The organism is Streptomyces sp. NPDC059816 (genome assembly GCF_042732055.1).
Classification (GTDB): Bacteria; Actinomycetota; Actinomycetes; order Streptomycetales; family Streptomycetaceae; genus Streptomyces.
On record NZ_JBHWIQ010000054.1, the window covers coordinates 1 to 20,105 of the forward strand.

The 20,105-nt window shown below is 75.0% G+C and carries 2 protein-coding genes; both read right to left on the reverse strand.

Annotation, left to right across the window (positions count from 1 at the left end):
• Positions 1 to 7,153, reverse strand: a 7,153-nt coding sequence (locus tag ACFV88_RS35635) for a type I polyketide synthase (RefSeq protein ID WP_385496372.1), incomplete at its 3' end; no start/stop codon positions are given.
• Between the two features lie 40 nt (positions 7,154 to 7,193).
• Positions 7,194 to 20,105 (reverse strand): type I polyketide synthase (locus tag ACFV88_RS35640; protein WP_385496373.1); only part of this gene is annotated, 12,912 nt, incomplete at its 5' end.

Below are 20,105 nucleotides of genomic sequence, written 5' to 3' on the forward strand. Positions count from 1 at the left end.
TCCGCCCCGCAAACACCTCCGAACCACCCAACAACCCCACAGCCATCCCCACCCACTGCGACCCCTGACCCGGAAACACCACCACCGAACGACCGGAAACCAACCCACTGCCGGACACCGCAGGCCCTTGTGACAGCGCGGTCAAGTGCTCGGAAAGGTTCTCGTCCGTGCCCACCAGCACCCTGCGGTGTCCCAGCGTGCTGCGGCCAGTGGCCAGGGAGAAGGCCAGGTCCGCGGCGCGGACGCCGGACCCGTCCCCGAGCCGGGCCGTCAGCGCCGCGGCTTGGGCGCGCAGCGCCTCCGGAGTGCGCGCAGAGAGGAGCAAGGGGACGGCAGCGGGCACGGTCTCCGGTGTTTCGGGCCCGTCAACGCGGGTGCCTGCGGCGTCTGTAGGGGCGTCGGGGGCCTGTTCGATGATGACGTGGGCGTTGGTTCCGCTGACGCCGAATGAGGACACGCCCGCCCGGCGCGGACGACCCGTGTCGTCCCACGCACGGGCCTCCGCCAGGAGACGGCCGGCCCCCGCCGACCAGTCCACCTCGGGCGTCGGACCGTCCACGTGCAGCGTCTTCGGCATCACCCCGTGCCGCAGGGCGAGCACCGACTTGATGACCCCCGCCACACCGGCGGCTGCCGAGGCGTGTCCGATGTTGGACTTCAGCGAGCCGATCCAGACCGGACGGTCCACCGGACGGTCCTGCCCGTACGTGGCCAGCAGCGCCTGCGCCTCGATCGGGTCACCCAACCGCGTCCCCGTACCGTGCGCCTCCACCACGTCCACCTCCGACGCCGACAACCCCGCATCCGCCAACGCCGCACGGATCACCCGCTGCTGCGACGGACCGCTCGGCGCCGTCAGACCGTTGCTCGCCCCGTCCTGGTTCACCGCCGAACCACGGACCACCGCCAACACCGGATGCCCGTGACGCCGGGCGTCCGACAACCGCTCCACCAGCAGCATGCCCGTGCCTTCGCCGAAGGCGGTCCCGTCGGCCGCCGCGGCGAAGGACTTGCAGCGACCGTCCGGGGCCAGACCGCCCTGGCGACTGAACTCGACGAACAGTTCGGGGCTGCACATCACGTTGACACCGCCGGCCAGGGCCAGCGAGCATTCACCCGACCTCAGCGCCCGTACCGCGAGGTGCAGGGCCACCAGCGAGGACGAGCACGCCGTGTCCACGGTGACCGCGGGGCCCTCCAGACCGAAGAAGTAGGCCAGGCGTCCGGAGACGATGCTGCCCGAGTTGCCGGTACCGAGGAAACCTTCGACGTCCTCGGGGATGTAGGGCAGCAGCCGGGCGGCGTAGTCCTGCTGCATCAGGCCGACGTACGTGCCCACCGGGGCGCCGCGCAGGGTGGACGGGTCGATGGCCGCGCGCTCGAAGAGTTCCCAGGTGGTTTCCAGGAGCAGCCGCTGCTGCGGGTCCATGGCCAGGGCCTCGCGCGGCGAGATGCCGAAGAACTCCGCGTCGAAGTCGGCCGCGTCGTGGAGGAAGCCGCCCTCGCGGGTGAGGGAGGTGCCGATGCGCTCGGGATCGGGGTCGTAGAGGGTGTCCAGGTTCCAGCCCCGGTCGGTGGGGAACCCGGAGATGCCGTCGCGGCCCTCGGCCAGCATCCGCCACAGGTCCTCGGGCGAGCGGACGTCACCGGGGAGACGGCAGGCCGCGGAGACGATCGCGATCCGGTCGTCGTCCGCGTCCCGGTTCCGGTCGGCCGGCCTCGCGGGTGCGGAGGGTGTGACGGTCGCTTCCGTGTCCGTGAGTCCGGCGCCCAGGAAGTCCGCGAGCGCCGCCGGAGTCGGGTGGTCGAACACCAGGCCGGCGGGGAGCCGCAGGCCGGTGGCGGCGTTCAGCCGGTTGCGCAGTTCCACCGAGGCCAGTGAGTCGAAGCCCAGTTCGCGGAAGGCCCGTCCGGGGTCGAGGGTGTCCGGGGAGGTGTGGCCGAGGACGGCCGCCGCGTGGGTGCGGACGAGCTCGACGAGCAGCCGGGTCCGTCCGTCGGCGTCGAGGGCCGCGAGGCGCCGGCGCAGGCCGTCGTCGTCGGTCCTCGTCTCGGCGGCCGTGGCCGCCCGGCCCGGCGGCGTGCGCACCAGGCCGCGGAGCAGCAGTGGCAGGGTGCCGTCCGTGGCCGCGGAGTGCAGGGCCGCGGTGTCTAGGCGCATCGGAACCAGGGCGGCCCGGTCCACGGTGAGGGCGGCGTCGAAGAGCGCGAGCCCCTGCTCGGTGGAGAGCGGCGGCATCCCCGACCGGGCGAGGCGTCGTACGTCGTCCTCATCCAGGTGTCCGGTGAGGGCGCTGGGCTGTTCCCACAGGGTCCAGGCCAGGGACTGGCCGGCCAGCCCGGCCGCCCGGCGCTGGGCGGCGAGGGCGTCGAGGAAGGCGTTGGCGGCGGCGTAGTTGGCCTGTCCGGGGCCACCGAAGGTGCCCGCGGCCGAGGAGAAGAGCACGAAGTGCGTGAGGTTGCGGTCACGGGTCAGTTCGTGCAGGTGGAGGGCGGCGTCGACCTTGGGGCGCAGCACGGCGTCCACGCGTTCGGGGGTGAGTGCGGTGACGACGCCGTCGTCGAGGGTGCCCGCGGTGTGTACCACGGCGGTCAGCGGGTGCGCGGGCGGCAGGTCCGCGAGTACCGCGGCCAGGGCGACCCGGTCGGCGGCGTCGCAGGCGACGACGGCGGTCTCGGCTCCCAGCGCGGCGAGTTCGGCCCGCAGTTCTTCGGCTCCGGCGGCGGCCGGGCCGCCACGGGAGAGCAGCAGCAGGTGTCGGACGCCGTGCCCGGTGACCAGGCGGCGGGCGACGTGGGAGCCGAGCAGACCGGTGCCGCCGGTGATGAGGACCGTGCCCTGCGGGTCGAAGGCCCGGAGGGACTCGACCGCATCGTCCGAGGGGTCCGGGCCGTTCCTGAGGACCCGGGCCAGCCGGGGTACGCGGACGTCGTCGCCGCGGACCGCGGACTCCGGTTCCCCCGAGGCGAGGGCCGCGGCGACGCCGGCGGAGGTGCCGTGCTCGTCGTCGAGGTCGAGGTCGAGCAGGGCGAAACGCCCTGGGTGCTCGGATCGGGCCGAACGGACAAGCCCCCAGAGCGCACTGTGCGCGGGGTTGCGTACGTCCTCCCCCTCCCCGGCGCTGACCGCGCCCCGGGTGGCGAACACCAGGCGCGAGCCGGCGAAGCGGTCGTCGGCGAGCCACGTCCTGACGTCGGCGAGGGCCTGGTGGACGGCCTCGCGGACCGCCGCGGCCGGTTCGGCCGGGTCCGCGGGCTGCGCGCGGGCGAGCAGGACCGTGGCGGGCACCGGGGCTCCGGCGTCGATGGCGGCCGACAGCGTGGCCAGGTCCGCGGTGCGGTGGACGGGCGCGTCGCTGCCGGTCGGAGGGGTGGTGACCCACTCCGTCACGTAGAGGTCCCGGTGGCGGCGGCCTCGGGGAGCAGGGCCGCCGCCGCGGCTGACGGTGCCGGCGGGCCGCAGGACCAACGCGTCCACGGTCGCCACGGGGGCACCGGTCGCGTCGGCGACGGCGAGCGTCACCGCGTCGGGTCCGGCCGGAGCGAGCCGGACCCGGATCGCGTCGGCGCCGGTTGCGTGCAGGGTCACGCCGTTCCAGGAGAACGGCAGCCGCCCCTCGGGGTGGGCGTCCGCGCCGGGGCTGCCGGGCACGCCGGTGGCGTGCAGGGCCGCGTCCAGCAGGGCCGGATGCAGGCCGAAGCGGGCGGCGTCGGGGGCGGGTAGGGCGGCCTCCGCGAACAGTTCGTCGCCGCGCCGCCAGGCCGCGCGCAGGCCCTGGAAGGCGGGGCCGTAGGAGAATCCGCCCGCCGCGAAGCGGTCGTACAGTCCGTCGAGTGCGAGGGGCTCGGCGCCGGGCGGCGGCCAGGGCATCGGCCCGTCGGCCTCGGTGTCCTGCGCACCGCCGGCGGCCAGGACGCCTTCGGCGTGCCTGGTCCACTCGTCGTCGGGGTCGCCGTCGGCGGGCGTGTCCGGTCGGGAGTGCAGGCCGAGCGGGCGGTGGCCCCGGGAGTCGGGGGCGCCCACGGTGAGGCGCAGTACGGTGCCGCCGTGCTCGGGCAGCACCAGGGGGGCTTCGAGAGTGAATTCTTCGACCCGAGGGCAGCCGACGCGGGCTCCGGCCTGGAGCGCGAGTTCCAGGAAGGCGGTGCCGGGGAGCAGGACACGGCCGCCGACGGCGTGGTCGGCGAGCCACGGGTGGGTGCGGACCGACAGGCGTCCGGTGAGGAGCAGGCCGTCGCTGTCGGCCAGGACCACGACGGCGCCCAGCAGCGGGTGGTCCGCGGGGGTCAGCCCGGCGGAGGTGACGTCGGCGACGGGCGCGGCGCCGTCCTCCAGCCAGTACGGCTCTCGCTGGAAGGCGTAGGTGGGCAGTTCCACCCGGCCGGGGCGGCGGTCGGCGAAGACGGTGTCCCAGTCGGGGGACACTCCGTGCAGGTGGAGTTCGGCCAGGGACTCGGTGAAACGGCGCGGGCCGCCGTCGTCGCGGCGCAGGGTGCCCAAGGCGGTGGCGTCGGCGCCCGCGTCCTCGACGGTCTCCAGCATCCCGACGGTGAGCACCGGGTGCGGGCTGCTCTCCAGCAGGACCTGGTAGCCGTCCGCGAGAAGGGCACGGGTCGCCTGTTCGAAGCGGACGGTCTCGCGCAGGTTCTGGTACCAGTAGTCGGCGTCCAGGACGGAGGTGTCGTCCAGCCGGGCGCCGGTGACCGTGGAGTAGAACGGGATGGCGGCCGGGCGCGGGGTCACTCCGGCCAACTGGTCGAGCAGTTCCGCACGGATGTCCTCGACGTGGGCGCTGTGCGAGGCGTAGTCGACGGGGATGCGTCGCCGGCGGATGTCCAGGGCCGTCGTCCGGTCGAGGAACGCGTCGAGCGCTTCGCTGTCGCCGGAGACGACCGTGGAGGCGGGTCCGTTGACGGCGGCGACGGAGAGCCGGCCGTCCCAGGGGGCGAGGTGTTCGGCGACCTGTTCTGCGGGCAGGGCGATCGAGGCCATGCCTCCGCGACCGGTCAGGGCGCGGATCGCCCGGCTGCGCAGGGCGACGATCCGTGCGGCGTCGTCCAGGGAGAGGGCGCCGGCGACGCACGCCGCGGCGATCTCCCCCTGGGAGTGGCCGATGACGGCGCCGGGGGTGATGCCGTAGGAGCGCCACAGTTCGGCCAGGGAGACCATGACGGCCCACAGCACCGGCTGCACCACGTCGACGCGCTCGGCCGGCGGGGTGCCGGCGGCGCCGCGCAGGACGGCTTCGAGGGACCAGTCGACGAAGGGGGCCAGGGCGCGCTCGCAGTCCGCGATGCGGGCGGCGAAGACGGGGGCGGAGTCGAGGAGTTCGACGGCCATGCCGGACCATTGGGACCCCTGTCCGGGGAACACGAGGGCGACCTGTCCGCCGGTTCCGGCGGTGCCGCGGACCAGGCCGGGGGCGGGGTGGCCGGCCGCCAGGGCGTCGAGGCCGCCCAGGAACTCGTCGGGGTGGGCCCCGATGAGGACCGCCCGGTGCTCGTGCGCGGTGCGGGTCGTCGCGAGGGCGTGGCCGACCTCGGCCGGGCCGGGTCCGGGGTGGGCACCGAGGTGGTCGCGGAGCCGTGCGGCCTGGGCGCGCAGCGCTTCGGCGGTGCGGCCCGAGAGCACCCAGGGGAGGACGGGTGGCGCCGTGCCGTCCGGGTCCGGGGTGTGTCGGGCCGTGTCCCGGCCGGCGGGGGCGTCGGCGGCCTCGGGGTCGGCCGGTTCTCCGTGCTCGGCGGGGCCTGCGGGGCCGTTTGCGTGTTCTTCGCTTGCCTGTTCCAGGACGACGTGTCCGTTGGTGCCGCTGACACCGAAGGAGGAAACCGCTGCCCGGCGCGGCCTTCCGGTCTCGGGCCAGGGGGTGTTCGCGGTGACCAGGCGTACCGCGCCCGTGGTCCAGTCGATCTGCGGGGACGGTTCCTGTGCGTGCAGGGTGGGCGGGACGGTGCCGTGCCGCATGGCGAGGACGGTCTTGATGACGCCGCCGACGCCGGCCGCCGCCTGGGTGTGCCCGATGTTGGACTTCAGCGAGCCGAGCAGCAGCGGCCGGTCGGCCGGCCGGTCCTGCCCGTAGGTGGCCAGCAGCGCCTGGGCCTCGATCGGGTCGCCCAGCGGGGTGCCGGTGCCGTGCGCCTCGACCACGTCCACGTCGGCGGGGGCGAGTCCGGCGTTGGCGAGGGCGTGGCGGATGACGCGCTGCTGGGCGGGGCCGTTGGGGGCGGTGAGCCTGCTGCTGGCGCCGTCCTGGTTGACGGCGGTGCCGCGGATCAGCGCCAGAACCGGGTGGCCGTTGCGTCGGGCGTCGGAGAGGCGCTCCAGCAGGAGCATGCCGACGCCCTCGCCCCAGCCGGTGCCGTCGGCGGCGGCGGCGAAGGACTTGCAGCGGCCGTCCCGGGCCAGGCCCCCCTGGCGGCTCATCTCCACGAACGGGACGGGTGTCGACATGACCATCGCGCCTCCGGCCAGGGCCAGGGTGCAGTCGCCGGACCGCAGGGCCTGGGCGGCGAGGTGGATGGCGACCAGCGAGGAGGAGCAGGCGGTGTCGATGCTGACCGCCGGGCCCTCCAGACCGAAGGTGTAGGCGACGCGGCCCGAGGCGACGCTGTCGGAGCTGCCGCTACCGACGTAGCCGGCCACGTCGTCGGGTATCTGGCGCAGCCGTACCGCGTAGTCCTGGTACATCACTCCGGCGAAGACCCCGGTGCTGCTGCCCCGCAGGGTCGCGGGGTCGATGCCGGCCCGTTCGAAGGCCTCCCAGGTGGTTTCGAGGAAGAGCCGCTGCTGCGGGTCCATCGCGAGCGCTTCGCGCGGGGAGATCCCGAAGAATCCGGCGTCGAAGTGCCCGACGTCGTCGAGGAAGCCGCCCAGCGCGGTGTGGCTGGTGCCCTCGCGCAGCTGCTCCGGGTCGTGCAGGTGGTCGAGGTCCCAGCCCCGGTCGCGGGGAAAGCCGGTGATGGCGTCGGTGCCGTCGGTGACCAGGCGCCACAGGTCCTCGGGGGACCGTACGCCGCCGGGGTAGCGGCAGCTCATCGCGACGACCGCGAGGGGTTCACGGCCCGCTTCCTCGGCTTCGCTCAGGCGCCGGCGGGTGCGGTGCAGGTCCGCCGTCATCCGCTTGAGGTAGTCCCTCAGCTTGTCGTCGTTCACCATCGGGAGCCGCCGTCCGGGTTCGTGTGTCGGGTCGGTGTCATGACAGGCCGAGCTCGTTGTCGATGAGGTCGAAGAGTTCGTCGTCGCTGGCGCCGTCCACGCGGTCCTCCAGGGAGTCGGCTGCCGTGTCGGCGTCGGCCGCGGTGGCCGCCGGGTCGAGGTGGCCCAGGAGTTCCCGGAGCCGGTCGGCGAGCCGTTCGCGGGCCGTCGGGTCGCCGACACCGCCGTGGAGAGCGCCTTCCAGGCGGTCCAGTTCGGCGAGGCCGGGGATCGGGCCGGGCCCGGTGTCGGGGACCAGTTCGGCGGTGAGGTGTCCGGCGATCGCGGCCGGGGTGGGGTGGTCGAAGAGCAGGGTGGCGGGCAGGGGGTGACCGGTGGCGGCGCGCAGCCGGTTGCGCAGCTCGACCGCGGTCAGCGAGTCGAAGCCGACCTCCAACAGGCCGCGGCCGGGCTCGACCGCGGCCGGGCCGCTGTGGCCGAGGACCAGGGCGGCGTGGGAGCGGACCAGGTCGAGGAGGACCCGACCGCGCTGGGTTTCGTTGAGGGAGCCGAGGCGCTGCTTCAGGGCTTCGGGCCCGTCGGGGCCGGTGCCGGCGGCGGGGCCCGCGACGCCGCGCCGGGCGGCGGGGCGCACCAGGCCGCGCAGCAGGGCGGGGACGCCGCCGGTGGCGGCCTGGGCGCGGACGGCCGCGGTGTCGAGCCGCAGCGGGAGGACGACCGGCTCGTCGAGGGTGCCGGCCGTGTCGAACAGCGCCAGCCCCTGGGCCGGGTCGAAGGCGACGATCCCGCCCCGGGCGATCCGTCGCAGGTCTGCCTCCGTGAGCCCGCCGGTCATCCCGGTGCTGTTGGCCCACAGGCCCCAGGCGAGGGAGCGGCCGGGCAGCCCGTCGGCGCGGCGCCGGTGGGCCAGTGCGTCCAGGAAGGCGTTGGCTGCGGCGTAGTTGCCCTGGCCCATGCCGCCGAAGACTCCGGCGATGGACGAGAACAGCACGAACTCGGACAGGTCCAGGTCGGCGGTGAGTTCGTGCAGGTTGACCGCGGCGTCCACCTTGGGGCGCAGGACGGAGCGCAGCTGCTCGGGCGTCATGGTGGCGACGACGCCGTCGGCCAGGACTCCCGCCGCGTGGACCACCCCGGTCAAGGGGTGTGCGGGGGGCACGGCGGCCAGCAGGGCCGCGAGGGCGTCGCGGTCGGCGGCGTCGCAGGCGATGATCTCGGCGTGCGCGCCCAGGGCGGCGAGTTCGGCGCGGAGTTCCGCCGCACCGTCGCCGGCGGGGCCGCTGCGGCTGGTCAGCAGCAGGTGCCGGACGCCGTGCTCGGCGGCCAGGTGGCGGGCGATGTGGGCGCCGATGGCGCCGGTCCCGCCGGTGATCAGGACGGTTCCGTCGCCGTCCCAGCCGGGGGTGCGGCCGGCGGCGGCCAGGGGTACGCGGGCCAGCCGGGCGATGTGGACGGCCCCGGCCCGGATCGCGAGCTGGGGTTCCCCGGACGCGAGGGCTTCGGCGAGTACGGCGGGCGGGACCTCGTGGCCGTCCAGATCCAGGAGGACGAAGCGGTCGGGGTTCTCGGTCTGCGCCGAGCGGACCATGCCCCAGACCGCGGCCAGGGCCGGGTCCGGGACGTCGTCACCGGTCACCGGGACCGCGCCCGCGGTGACCAGGACCAGCTTGGAGCCGGTCAGGCGCTCGTCGGCCAGCCAGCCGCGCAGCAGGGCGAGGACCTTGCCGAGGCCGTCGTGGACCGCGACGCGGAGGGCGCCGGTCGGCTGGTGCGGGGCGGGGGTGGGCGCGCAGGCGGCCAGGACCAACTGGGGTGGCGGGGCGCCCGTGTCGAGCAGGGCGGACAGTGCGGCGAAGTCGACGACCGTACGGCCGGGGAGCGGAGCGGCGCCGGGGGGCAGGGGGGTGCCGGTGCCGAGCACGGTCCAGGACTCCGGGCGGGAGACGGTGCCCGCCGCCGTCCCGGCACGCTCGGGCAGGGCCTGCCACTCGGGGCGGAACAGTTCCTCGTGGTGGCCGGCGCGCGTGGCCCGGAAGCGGTCGGGCGAAACGGGCCGCAGGACGAGGGAGCGGGCCGAGACCACGGGCCGCCCGGTGGCGTCGGTCGCCTGTACGGCGACGGCGTCGCGGCCGGTGGGGGTCAGTCGCAGCCTGAGCTCGGTGGCGCCGGAGGCGTGCAGGCGCACCCCGTTCCAGGAGAACGGCAGCCAACCCTGCGCGGGTCCTTCCAGTACGTCGAACACCAGCGCGTGCAAGGCGGCGTCCAGCAGGGCCGGATGCAGGCCGAACGCGGCGGCGTCACGCTGCTGCTCGTCCGGCAGGCTCGCGACGGCGTACACCTCGTCGTCGAGCCGCCAGGCCGCGCGCAGGCCCTGGAACGCGGGGCCGTAGGCGAATCCGCCCGCCGCGAAGCGGTCGTACAGGCCCTCCGTGTCGAGGGGGACGGCTCCGGGCGGCGGCCACACCGCGGGGTCCGCCGGGTCGAACGGGTCCGCCGGGTCGTCCTTCTTGGCGGAGGTGAGCAGGCCGCTCGCGTGCCGGGTCCATGGGGCGTCGGGGCCGTCGTCGGCGGCCCGGGCGTGGACGCTCAGGGGGCGGGCGCCGGAGGCGTCGGGGCTTGCGACGGTGAGCTGGAGTGCGACGGCTCCGCCCGGCGGGAGCACCAGCGGAGCTTCCAGGGTCAGCTCCTCGACCTCGTCGCAGCCGACCTGGTCGCCCGCGCGGACCGCGAGTTCCAGGAACGCGGTGGCGGGGAACAGCACGCCCTCGTAGACGCCGTGGTCGGCCAGCCAGGGGTGGCTGCGGACCGAGAACCTGCCGGTGAAGAGGAAGCCGTCGGAGTCCGCGAGTTCCGTTCCGGCGCCGAGCAGCGGGTGGTCGACCGTCTGGAGTCCGGCCGCGGGCAGATCCGCCGTCGACCTGCCGGCCTCCAGCCAGTAGCTGTCGCGTTGGAAGGCGTAGGTCGGCAGGTCGACGGCGGAGCGGGACGGGCCACCGCAGTGGACGGCGTTCCAGTCCACGGGGACGCCCGCGACGTGCAGCCGGGCCAGGGCGGTCGTCGCCGCGGGTGCTTCGGGCCGGTCCTTGCGCAGCAGGGGCAGCAGCAGGGGGCTGCCGGTGGCGGTGGCGCCGGTCAGGCAGTCCTGGCCCATGGCGGTGAGCGCGCCGTCGGGTCCGAGTTCCAGGAACGCGGTGACGCCGTCGCGTTCCAGGTGGCGTACGCCGTCCTGGAAGCGGACGGTGCCGCGCACGTGCTCCACCCAGTGGTCGGGTGAGCCGAGTTGTTCGGAGGTGGCCGGCTCGCCGGTCAGGTCGGAGATGACGGGGAGGGTGGCCTCCCCCGGGACGATCCGCGCCGCGACCTCGCGGAACTCGGCGAGCATGGGCTCCATGAGGGGCGAGTGGAAGGCGTGGGAGACGCGCAGCCGATGGGTCTTGCGCCCACGGGCGGCGAGCACGGCGGCGATCTCGTCCACCGCCGCCGCGTCGCCGGAGATCACGGTCGAGGCCGGGCCGTTGACCGCGGCGAGGCCCACGTCGCTCTCGCGGCCCGCGAGCAGCGGCAGTACCTCCTCCTCGGCGGCGGCGAGGGCGACCATCGCGCCGCCCGCCGGGAGGGCCTGCATCAGTCGTCCCCGCGCGACCACCAGCGCTGCGGCGTCGGGTAGGGCGAACACGCCGGCGACGTGGGCGGCGGCCAGCTCTCCCACGGAGTGGCCGAGCAGCCGGTCGGGACGTAGGCCCCAGTGCTCGACGAGCCGGAACAGGGCGACGCCGACGGCGAACAGGGCGGGCTGGGTGTACTCGGTGCGGTCCAGCAGGCCGTGGTCCCGGTCACCGGGGACCGCCTCGATCACTTCCCGCAACGGGCGGTCGAGCAGCGGGTCGATCTCCGCGCAGACCGCGTCGAAGGCGTCGGCGAAGACCGGGAACCGCGCGTACAGTTCGGTGCCCATGCCGGTGCGCTGGCTGCCTTGGCCGGGGAAGAGGAAGGCGGTCTTCGCGGCAGGGCCGGCGACACCGCTCACCAGGTCCGCCGACGGCTCGCCGGCGGCGAGGGCGGTGAGCCCCAGGAGCAGGGTCTGCCGGTCCGTGCCGGTGAGGGCGGCCCGGTACTCGAAGGCGCTGCGGTTCAGCGCCAGGGAGCGGCCCAGGTCCGCGACGGCGAGGGACGGGTCGTGCTCCACGTGCCGCAGCAGCCGGGAGGCCTGCTCCCGCAGCGCGTCCGCGCTGCGGGCGGAGAGCAGCCAGGGCAGTGTGGACGCAGCGGAGGTGGTCGCCGGGGTCGGCGCGGGGTCGGCGGGCCGGCCCGGGCCGGGCGCGTCGGGGCTGGCGGGGGCTGCGGCCGGGGCCGGTTCGGTGGGCTGTTCGAGGATGGTGTGGGCGTTGGTGCCGCTGACGCCGAACGACGACACGGCGGCCCTCCGCGGACGCCCGGTCTCCGGCCACGGGGTGTCGTCGGTGAGCAGCCGGACCGCGCCGGCCGACCAGTCCACGTGGGGTGTCGGCGTGTCGACGTGCAGGGTGCGTGGCAGCGCCCCGTGCCGCATGGCCTGCACCATCTTGATGATGCCGGCGACTCCGGCAGCGGCCTGACTGTGTCCGATGTTCGACTTCAGCGACCCCAGCCACAGCGGCTGCCGCGCGTCGCGTGCGCGGCCGTACGTGGCCAGGAGGGCCTGGGCCTCGATCGGATCGCCCAGCCGGGTACCGGTGCCGTGCGCCTCCACCGCGTCGACCTCGGACGCCGTCAGTCCCGCGTCGGCGAGGGCCGCCCGGATGACCCGCTGCTGGGAGGGGCCGTTGGGGGCGGTCAGGCCGTTGCTGGCGCCGTCCTGGTTGATCGCGGAACCGCGGACGAGGGCGAGCACCGGGTGGCCGTTGCGCCGCGCGTCCGAGAGGCGTTCCAGGACGAGCAGTCCGGCGCCCTCGGCCCAGGAGGTGCCGTCGGCGGCGGCGGCGAACGGTTTGCAGCGGCCGTCCTCGGCGAGCACCCGTTGCCGGCTGAACTCCACGAACGCGCCCGGTGTCGACATCACGGTCACCCCGCCGGCGAGCGCCAGCGAACATTCGCCGGACCGCAGCGATCGGGCCGCGAGATGGACCGCGACCAGCGACGAGGAGCACGCCGTGTCGACGGTCACCGCGGGCCCTTCGAGGCCGAGGCTGTAGGAGATCCGCCCGGACGCCACGCTGCCCGCGCTGCCGACGCCGAGGTAGCCCTCGAACTCCTCGGAGGGTTCGGTGACGCGCGACCCGTAGTCGTGGTGGCTGCATCCGACGAAGACGCCGCTCGGGCTGCCCTTGAGGGACAGCGGGTCGATACCGGCCCGCTCGAACGCCTCCCACGAGAGTTCCAGCAGCAGCCGCTGCTGGGGGTCGATGGTCAGCGCCTCACGTGGGGAGATCCCGAAGAAGGCCGGGTCGAAACGGTCGGCGTCGTGGAGGAAGCCGCCTTCGCGCGCGTAGGTGCTGCCGACCCGGTCCGGATCCGGGTCGTAGAGGCCGTCCAGGTCCCAGCCCCGCCCGGTGGGGAAGCCGGTGATCGCGTCCTGCCCGCCCACGACGAGCTCCCACAGCTCCTCCGGGGTGCCGACCCCGCCGGGGTAGCGGCAGCTCATGGCGACCACGGCGATCGCCTCGTCCTCGGGCACCGCGACGGCCGTAGGCGTCTGCGGGGGAGCGTCGGGCGTCTCGGTGGCGAGCGCCCCCGGTAGTTCGGTACTCAGGTGTCCGGTCAGGGCCGTGGCCGTGGGGTAGTCGAAGGCCAGGGTCACCGACAGGCGCAGGCCGGTGGCCGCGGCGAGCCGGTTGCGCAGTTCGACGGCGGTCAGCGAGTCGAAGCCGATGTCCTTGAACGCCTGGTCGGGTCCCACCGCCTCGGGCCCGGGGTGGCCGAGCACGGCGGCGACCTCGCGGCGCACCAGGTCCATCAAGGCCCGGTCCCGTTCCGCCAGGGGCAGTGCGGCCAGCCGCAGGGCCGGCGGCTCGGCGCCGTCAGCGGTGCTCCGGGGCCCGCCCGGGGCGGCGAGCACCTCCCGTACCTCGGGCAGGTCCCCGAGGGCGGGGCTGGGCCGAAGCGCGGTGAACGCCCGCGTGAAGCGGTCCCAGGCGAAGTCGGCGACGAGGACGGCCGTGTCGTCGTGGTCGAGGGCCCGGCCCAGCGCGACCGTGGCCGTGGCGGGGTCCATGGCGGGCAGGCCGTCGCGGATCAGCCGTTCGGCGACCGCTCCGGAGGCGAGGCTGTCGCCGCCCCACAGGCCCCAGGCCACCGAGGTGCCGGGCAGTCCGAGGTCGCGGCGCTGCCGGGCCAGGGCGTCGAGGTAGGCGTTGGCTGCGGCGTAGCTGCCCTGGCCGGTGCCGCCGAGCGTGCCGGCGAGCGAGGAGAACAGCACGAAGGCGGTGAGGTCGAGTCCTCGGGTGAGCGCGTCGAGGTTGCGTGTGCCGTCGAGTTTGGGGCGCAGGACCCCGGCCGCCCGTTCGGGGGTGATCGAGTCGATCACCCCGTCGTCGAGGACGCCCGCAGTGTGCAGCACGGCGCGCAGCGGGCGCTCGGCAGGAATGCCGGCGAGCAGTTCCGCCAGTGCGTCGCGGTCCGCGACGTCGCAGGCCACCGCGGTGACGGCGGCGCCGAGGCCGCGCAGTTCGGCCAGCAGGGCACCGGCCCCCGGGGCCTGTGCGCCGCGTCGACTGGTGAGCAGCAGGTGCGCGGTGCCGGTGCGGGCGAGCCATCGGGCGATCTGGGCGCCGAGGCCGCCGGTGCCGCCGGTGATCAGGACCGTGCCCTCGGGCGTCCAGTCGCGTGCGGGGGCGGTGTCGCCGAGTCCGGCGCGGACGACCCTGCGGCCGTAGAGGCCGGTGGCGCGCACCGCCAACTGGTCCTCGCCGCCGGGGCCCGTCAACGCTTCGGCGAGCCGGGTCGCGGCCCGGTCGTCGAGCCGTCGTGGCAGGTCGACCAGGCCGGCCCACCGCTGCGGGTACTCGACGCCGGCGACGCCGCCGATCCCCCAGACCAGGGCTTGGAACGTGCTGTCGATCCGGTCGGAGCGGCCGACCGACACCGCGCCCCGGGTGGCGCACCAGAGCGGGGCGTCGATGCCGAGGTCGCCCAGGGCCTGGAGCAGTGCGACCGTCAGGGTGAGGCCGCGGGGAAGCGCCGATCCCTCGCCGTGGGGTTCTTCGGCCAGGGCGAGCAGCGACAGGTGCCCGGCGGGCGGCCCGTCGGTGTGGTCGTGGGCGTCGCGGAGCAGTGCGGCGAACCGTGTGCGGTCGGTCGCGTCGGGGCCCGCCTCCACCAGGACGGGGGCGGCGCCGTGTCCGCGCAGGGATTCCACGGCGAACGTGACGGCCGGGTCGTCGGCGGCGCCGGCCGGGGCGACGACGAGCCAGCTCCCCGTGAGCCGGGGCCGCTCGGGTGCGGGCAGGGGCTTCCAGGTGACCCGGTAGCGCCAGCTGTCGGCGGTCCGGTCGTCGGCCCGGCCGCGCGCCCACCCGGCGAGTGTGGGCACCAGGGAGGCGAGCGAGGCCTTCAGTTCCCCGTCCTCGACCCGCAGGGTGGTGGCGAGGGCGTCCAGGTCCCCCTGGTCGACCGCCTCCCAGAAGCCGGAGTCGGCCGGGCCGGTGCCGGTCACGGCAGTGGTGGGCCGGTCGGGGACGGTGGTGTCCAGCCAGTAGCGCTGCTGCTGGAAGGCGTAGGTGGGGAGGGGGCGCCGGCGCGCGCCGGTTCCGGCGAACACCGTGCCCCAGTCCACCGCCAGTCCGCGTACGTGCACTTCGGTGAGCGCGGCGAGGAAGCGGCCGGGGCCGCCCTCGGCGCGGCGCAAGGTGCCGACGACGGTTCCGTCGCCGGCCCCGGCCGCTTCGACGGCCTGCTGGAGCCAGACGGTCAACGCGGGGTGGGTGCTGCACTCGACGAAGGTGTGGTGTCCGTCGGCGATGAGCGCGTCGACCGCCTGCCCGAACTCCACGGGCCGACGCAGGTTCTCGTACCAGTACGCAGCGTCCAGGCCCAGGGTGTCCAGGGGGCCGCCACTGACGGTGGAGTAGAACGGAATCTCGGACGTCCGCGGCGCGGTGCCTGCGAGGAGGGTGAGGAGTTCCTCCCGGAGCTCCTCCACCTGGGGCGAGTGTCCGGCGAAGTCCACGCCGGGGACCGGCCAGGTCAGAACACCCGCCTCGGCGTACTGCTCGCGCAGTCGTTCCAGGGCCGCCGGGTCGCCGGAGACCGTCACCGACGTCGGCCCGTTGACCGCGGCGACGTCGAGTGCCCCGCCGTGGGCGGACAGTGCTCGGCGTACGGCTTCGACGGGCTCCGGCACGAACAGCATGCCGCCGCGTCCGGTCAGGGGCAGCAGAGCCCGGCTGCGCAGGGCGACCATCCGGGCCGCGTCGTCCAGCGACAGCGCGCCGGCCACGCAGGCAGCAGCGATCTCCCCCTGGGAGTGGCCGATCACGGCGTCGGGGACGATCCCGTGCGCCCGCCACAGCTCGGCCAGCGACACCATCATGGCGAACAGCACCGGCTGCACCACGTCCACCCGGTCCAGCGGGGGCGCGTCGGGCTCTTCCCGCAGGACCGCGAGCGGCGACCAGTCCAGGTGCGGGGCGAGGGCGCGTTCACAGGCCGCGATCCGCTCGGCGAAGGCCGGGGCGTGGTCGAGTAGTTCCCGGGCCATGCCGGCCCACTGGGAGCCCTGGCCGGGGAAGACGAAGACGGTCCTGGACGATCGGGCGACGGTGCCTTCGACCAGGCCCTGTGCGCGATCTCCCGCGGCCAGCGCGGCCAGGCCGCCCAGCAGGGCCGTACGGTCGTCACCGACGACGGCCGCACGGTACTCGAAGGCGGTCCTGGTGGTGGCCAGGGAGTAGCCGACATCGACGGACGACAGCTCCGGACGCTCCGTCAGGTGCGTGTGCAGTCGCTCCGCCTGGGCTATCACCGCCTCGGCGGTCCGCCCGGACAGGACCCACGGGACTGCGGCCCGCGGAGCGCCCGCGTCCGTCGCACCGGACCCGGCGGTGCGTACGGGTACGGCGGGCGCGTCGGACATGACGGCGGGTGGGGACCCGGCCGGCTCGGCGGGCGGCTGCTCGATGACGACATGGGCGTTGGTGCCGCTCAGGCCGAACGAGGACACTCCGGCACGGCGTGGCCGGCCGGTCTCCGGCCAGGGCACGGCCTCGGTCAGCAGCGCGACGGCGCCCGCCGTCCAGTCCACGTTCGGGGACGGCCGGTCGATGTGCAGGGTCTGCGGCAGCTCGCCGTGCCCCATGGCCAGCACCATCTTGATGATGCCTCCGACCCCGGCGGCGGCCTGGGTGTGCCCGATGTTCGACTTCAGCGACCCGAGCCGTACCGGCCGGTCGGCCGGCCGGTCCTGTCCGTAGGTGGCCAGCAGCGCGTCGGCCTCGATCGGGTCGCCCAGCCGGGTACCGGTGCCGTGCGCCTCGACGGCGTCCACGTCGGCGGTCGTCAGTCGGGCGTTCGCCAGCGCGTCGCGGATCACCCGCTGCTGGGCCAAGCCGCTGGGCGCGGTCAGCCCGTTGCTCGCGCCGTCCTGGTTGATCGCCGAGCCGCGGAGCACCGCGAGCACCGGGTGGCCGTTGCGGCGGGCGTCCGAGAGGCGTTCCAGGACCAGCAGGCCCACGCCCTCGGCCATGCCGAAGCCGTCCGCCGAGGCGGCGAAGGACTTGCAGCGCCCGTCTTCGGCGAGCCCCCGCTGCCGGCTGAAGCCGGTGAACGACAGCGGGGTGCCCATCACCGTGGCGCCGCCCGCCAGTGCCAGCGCGCATTCGCCCGAGCGCAGCGACTGCGCGGCGAGGTGGACCGCCACCAGCGACGAGGAGCAGGCCGTGTCCACGGTCACGGCGGGCCCCTGGAGGCCGAGTTGGTAGGCGATCCTCCCGGACAGGACACTGGTGGAGATGCCCGCGATGAACAGGCCCTCCAGTTCCTCGGGGACGTCGCGCAGGGTGCCGCCGTAGCCCTGGTAGGAGGCGCCGGCGAAGACCCCCGTCGGGGTGCCGTGGAGGGACGCCGGGTCGATACCGGCGCGCTCGAACGCCTCCCAGGAGGTTTCGAGCAGCAGTCTCTGCTGCGGGTCCATGGCCAGGGCCTCACGCGGTGAGATCCCGAAGAATCCGGGGTCGAACCGGTCCGCGTCCCGGACGAATCCGCCTGCGGCGGCGTAGCTCCGGCCGGGCCGGTCGGGGTCCGCGTCGTACAACGTGTCGAGGTCCCAGCCCCGGTCGGACGGCAGTCCGGAGACGGCGTCGCGCCCCTCGGCGACCAGGCGCCACAGGTCCTCGGGGGTGCGTACGCCGCCGGGGTAGCGGCAGCTCATGGAGACGATCACGACGGGGTCGTCGTCCGCGGCGGGTGCGGCCGACGGGGGCTGCCGGACGGTGGCGGGCTCCTCTGCGGCGCCCACCAGTCCGGTCTCCAGGTGCCGGGCGAGCGCGTTCGCCGACACGTAGTCGAAGACGACGGTGACCGGGAGCCGCAGGCCGGTGGCGGTGTTGAGCCGGTTGCGCATGTCCACGGCGGTCAGTGAGTCGAAGCCCAGGTCGCGGAAGGCACGGCCGGGGGCGACCGCGTCCGGCGAGTCGTGACCGAGGACGGCTGCCGCGTGGGTCCGGACCAGATCGACCAGCACCCGGGTCCGCTCGGCCGCGGGGAGCGGCTCCAGCCGGTCGCGCAGCGCCGAGTTCGTCTCCTCGGCCCCGGTCCCGGTGGTCGCCGGTTCGGCGGCCAGCGCGGTGCGCACCTCGGGGAGTTCACCGATCAACGGGCTCGGGCGCGCCGCGGTGAACACCGTCGCGAAGCGGTCCCAGTCGATGTCGGCGACCACGACCACCGTCTCGTCGTGGTCCAGGACCTGCTGGAGCCCGGTGATCGCGACCGCGGGCGGCATGAAGAGCACGCCGTGGCCGCGCAGGTTCTCCTCGACCAGTTCGGCCGCCATCCCGGCCCCGCCCTCGGGGTTCCAGATCCCCCACACCACGGAGGTCGCGGCGAGGCCACGGCCCCTGCGGTCCTCGGCGAGGCCGTCGAGATAGGCGTTGGCTGCGGCGTAGGCGCCGTGGACGGCGCTGCCCCACACCCCGGAGATGGAGGAGAACAGCACGAACGCGTCGAGCGTGTCCCGGTCGAAGAGCAGGTCCAGGTTCCTGGCCCCGCCGGCCTTGGCGTGAAGGGTGTCGGCGAACTCGTTCACGTCGGTGGCGGGCAGGGGCACCAACAGCCCGGCCCCTGCGGCGTGGAAGACGCTGCTGATCCGATGGCCGTCCTGTTCGAGACCGTCCTTCAGCGCGCGCAGGGATTCCAGGTCGGCGACGTCGCACGGGGCCAGGGTGATCCGGGTGCCGAGGGCGGCCAGTTCCGCGGAGAGCTCCTGCGCGCCCGGAGCGTCCCCGCCGCGCCGGCTGACCAGCACCAGGTGCTCGGCTCCCCGCCGGGCCAGCCAGCGCGTGATCTGCGCGCCGATCCCGCCGGTACCGCCCGTGATCAGCACGGTGCCCCCGGGCCGCCAGCTCCGCCGCGGCGCGGTGTCGCCCAGGGCGGACCGGACCAGCCGCCGGCCGTGGCAGCCGGTGGCCCGTACGGCCACCTGGTCCTCGTCTCCGGCCTCGCCGGCCAGCACCCGGCACAGCCGGGGGGCGGTGTCCGCGTCCAGGACCTCCGGGAGGTCGATCAGACCGCCCCAGCGCTGCGGGAACTCCAGCGCGGCCACCCGGCCCAGCCCCCAGAGCAGACTCTGCGCGGCGCTGACCGCGCTCCCGGTGTCCGTGCCGCCGACCGACACCGCCCCCCGGGTCGCCCACCACAGGGGTGCCTCGATCCCGACGTCGCCGAGGGACTGCACCAGGGCCAGGTTGAGCGCGGTGCCCAGCGGAACGGACGGGTGCGCGGAGTGCGGGCGCTCGTCGAGGCCCAGCAGCGACAGCACTCCCGTCACCGGGCCGGGCAGCGCGTCGAGGCAGATGCGGACCCGGTCGGCCAGCACGACGCGGTCGGCCTCCGCTTCGGTGAGCCGTACGTGGACCACCGAGGCCCCGGCCTGCTCCATGACGTCGACGGTCGCCTCCGAACGGCGCACCTCGTCCTCGGACTGACCGTCCGACGACAGGACGAGCCAACTGCCCTGCAGTGCGGCCGGGAGTCCTTCGGGCAGGGCCCGCCAGGTCACGCGGTAGCGCCAGGAGTCGACCACCGAACGCTCGCTGCGTTCGGTGCGCCAGGTGGCGAGCGCGGGGAGCACCACGTTCAGCGGGTCATCGGGCGCCACTCCGAGGGTCGCGGTGAACCGGCCCAGGTCGCCCCCGCCCAAGGCGTCCCAGAAGTCGTCGCCCGCCGAGGACGTCCCGGAAGGGCCGCCGGCCGCCGGGCCGGTGTCCTCCAGCCAGTACGAGCGGCGCTGGAAGGGGTAGGTGGGCAGGGAGACGCTGTCCGGACGGTGTCCGGCGAACACCCGGCCCCAATCGGGCGACAGACCGCCCGCGTGGGCCTCTGCCAGGGACGTCAGGAAGCGGTCGAGGCCGCTCTCGTCGCGCCGCAGCGTGCCGACGACCACGGCGGGGCCGTGCGCGGAGCGGGCGGTGTCGGCCTGGTCGGCGGTCTGCTGGACACCGAAGGTGAGCACGGGGTGCGGGCTGGCCTCGACGAAGAACCGGAACCCCTCGGCCAACAGCACTTCCGTCGCCTTCTCGAACTCGACGGTCTCCCGCAGATTCCGATACCAGTACTCCGCGTCCAAACCCTTCGTATCCAGCCAACCCCCCGTCACCGTCGAGAAGAACGGCACCGAGCCCGACCGCGGGGCGATGCCCTCCAGATCGGCGAGCAACCGCCCGCGGATCTCCTCCACGTGCGAAGAATGCGACGCGTAATCCACCTCGACCAACCGCGCCCGCACCCCCTCCCCCACCAACTCCTCCACCAAGCCCACGAC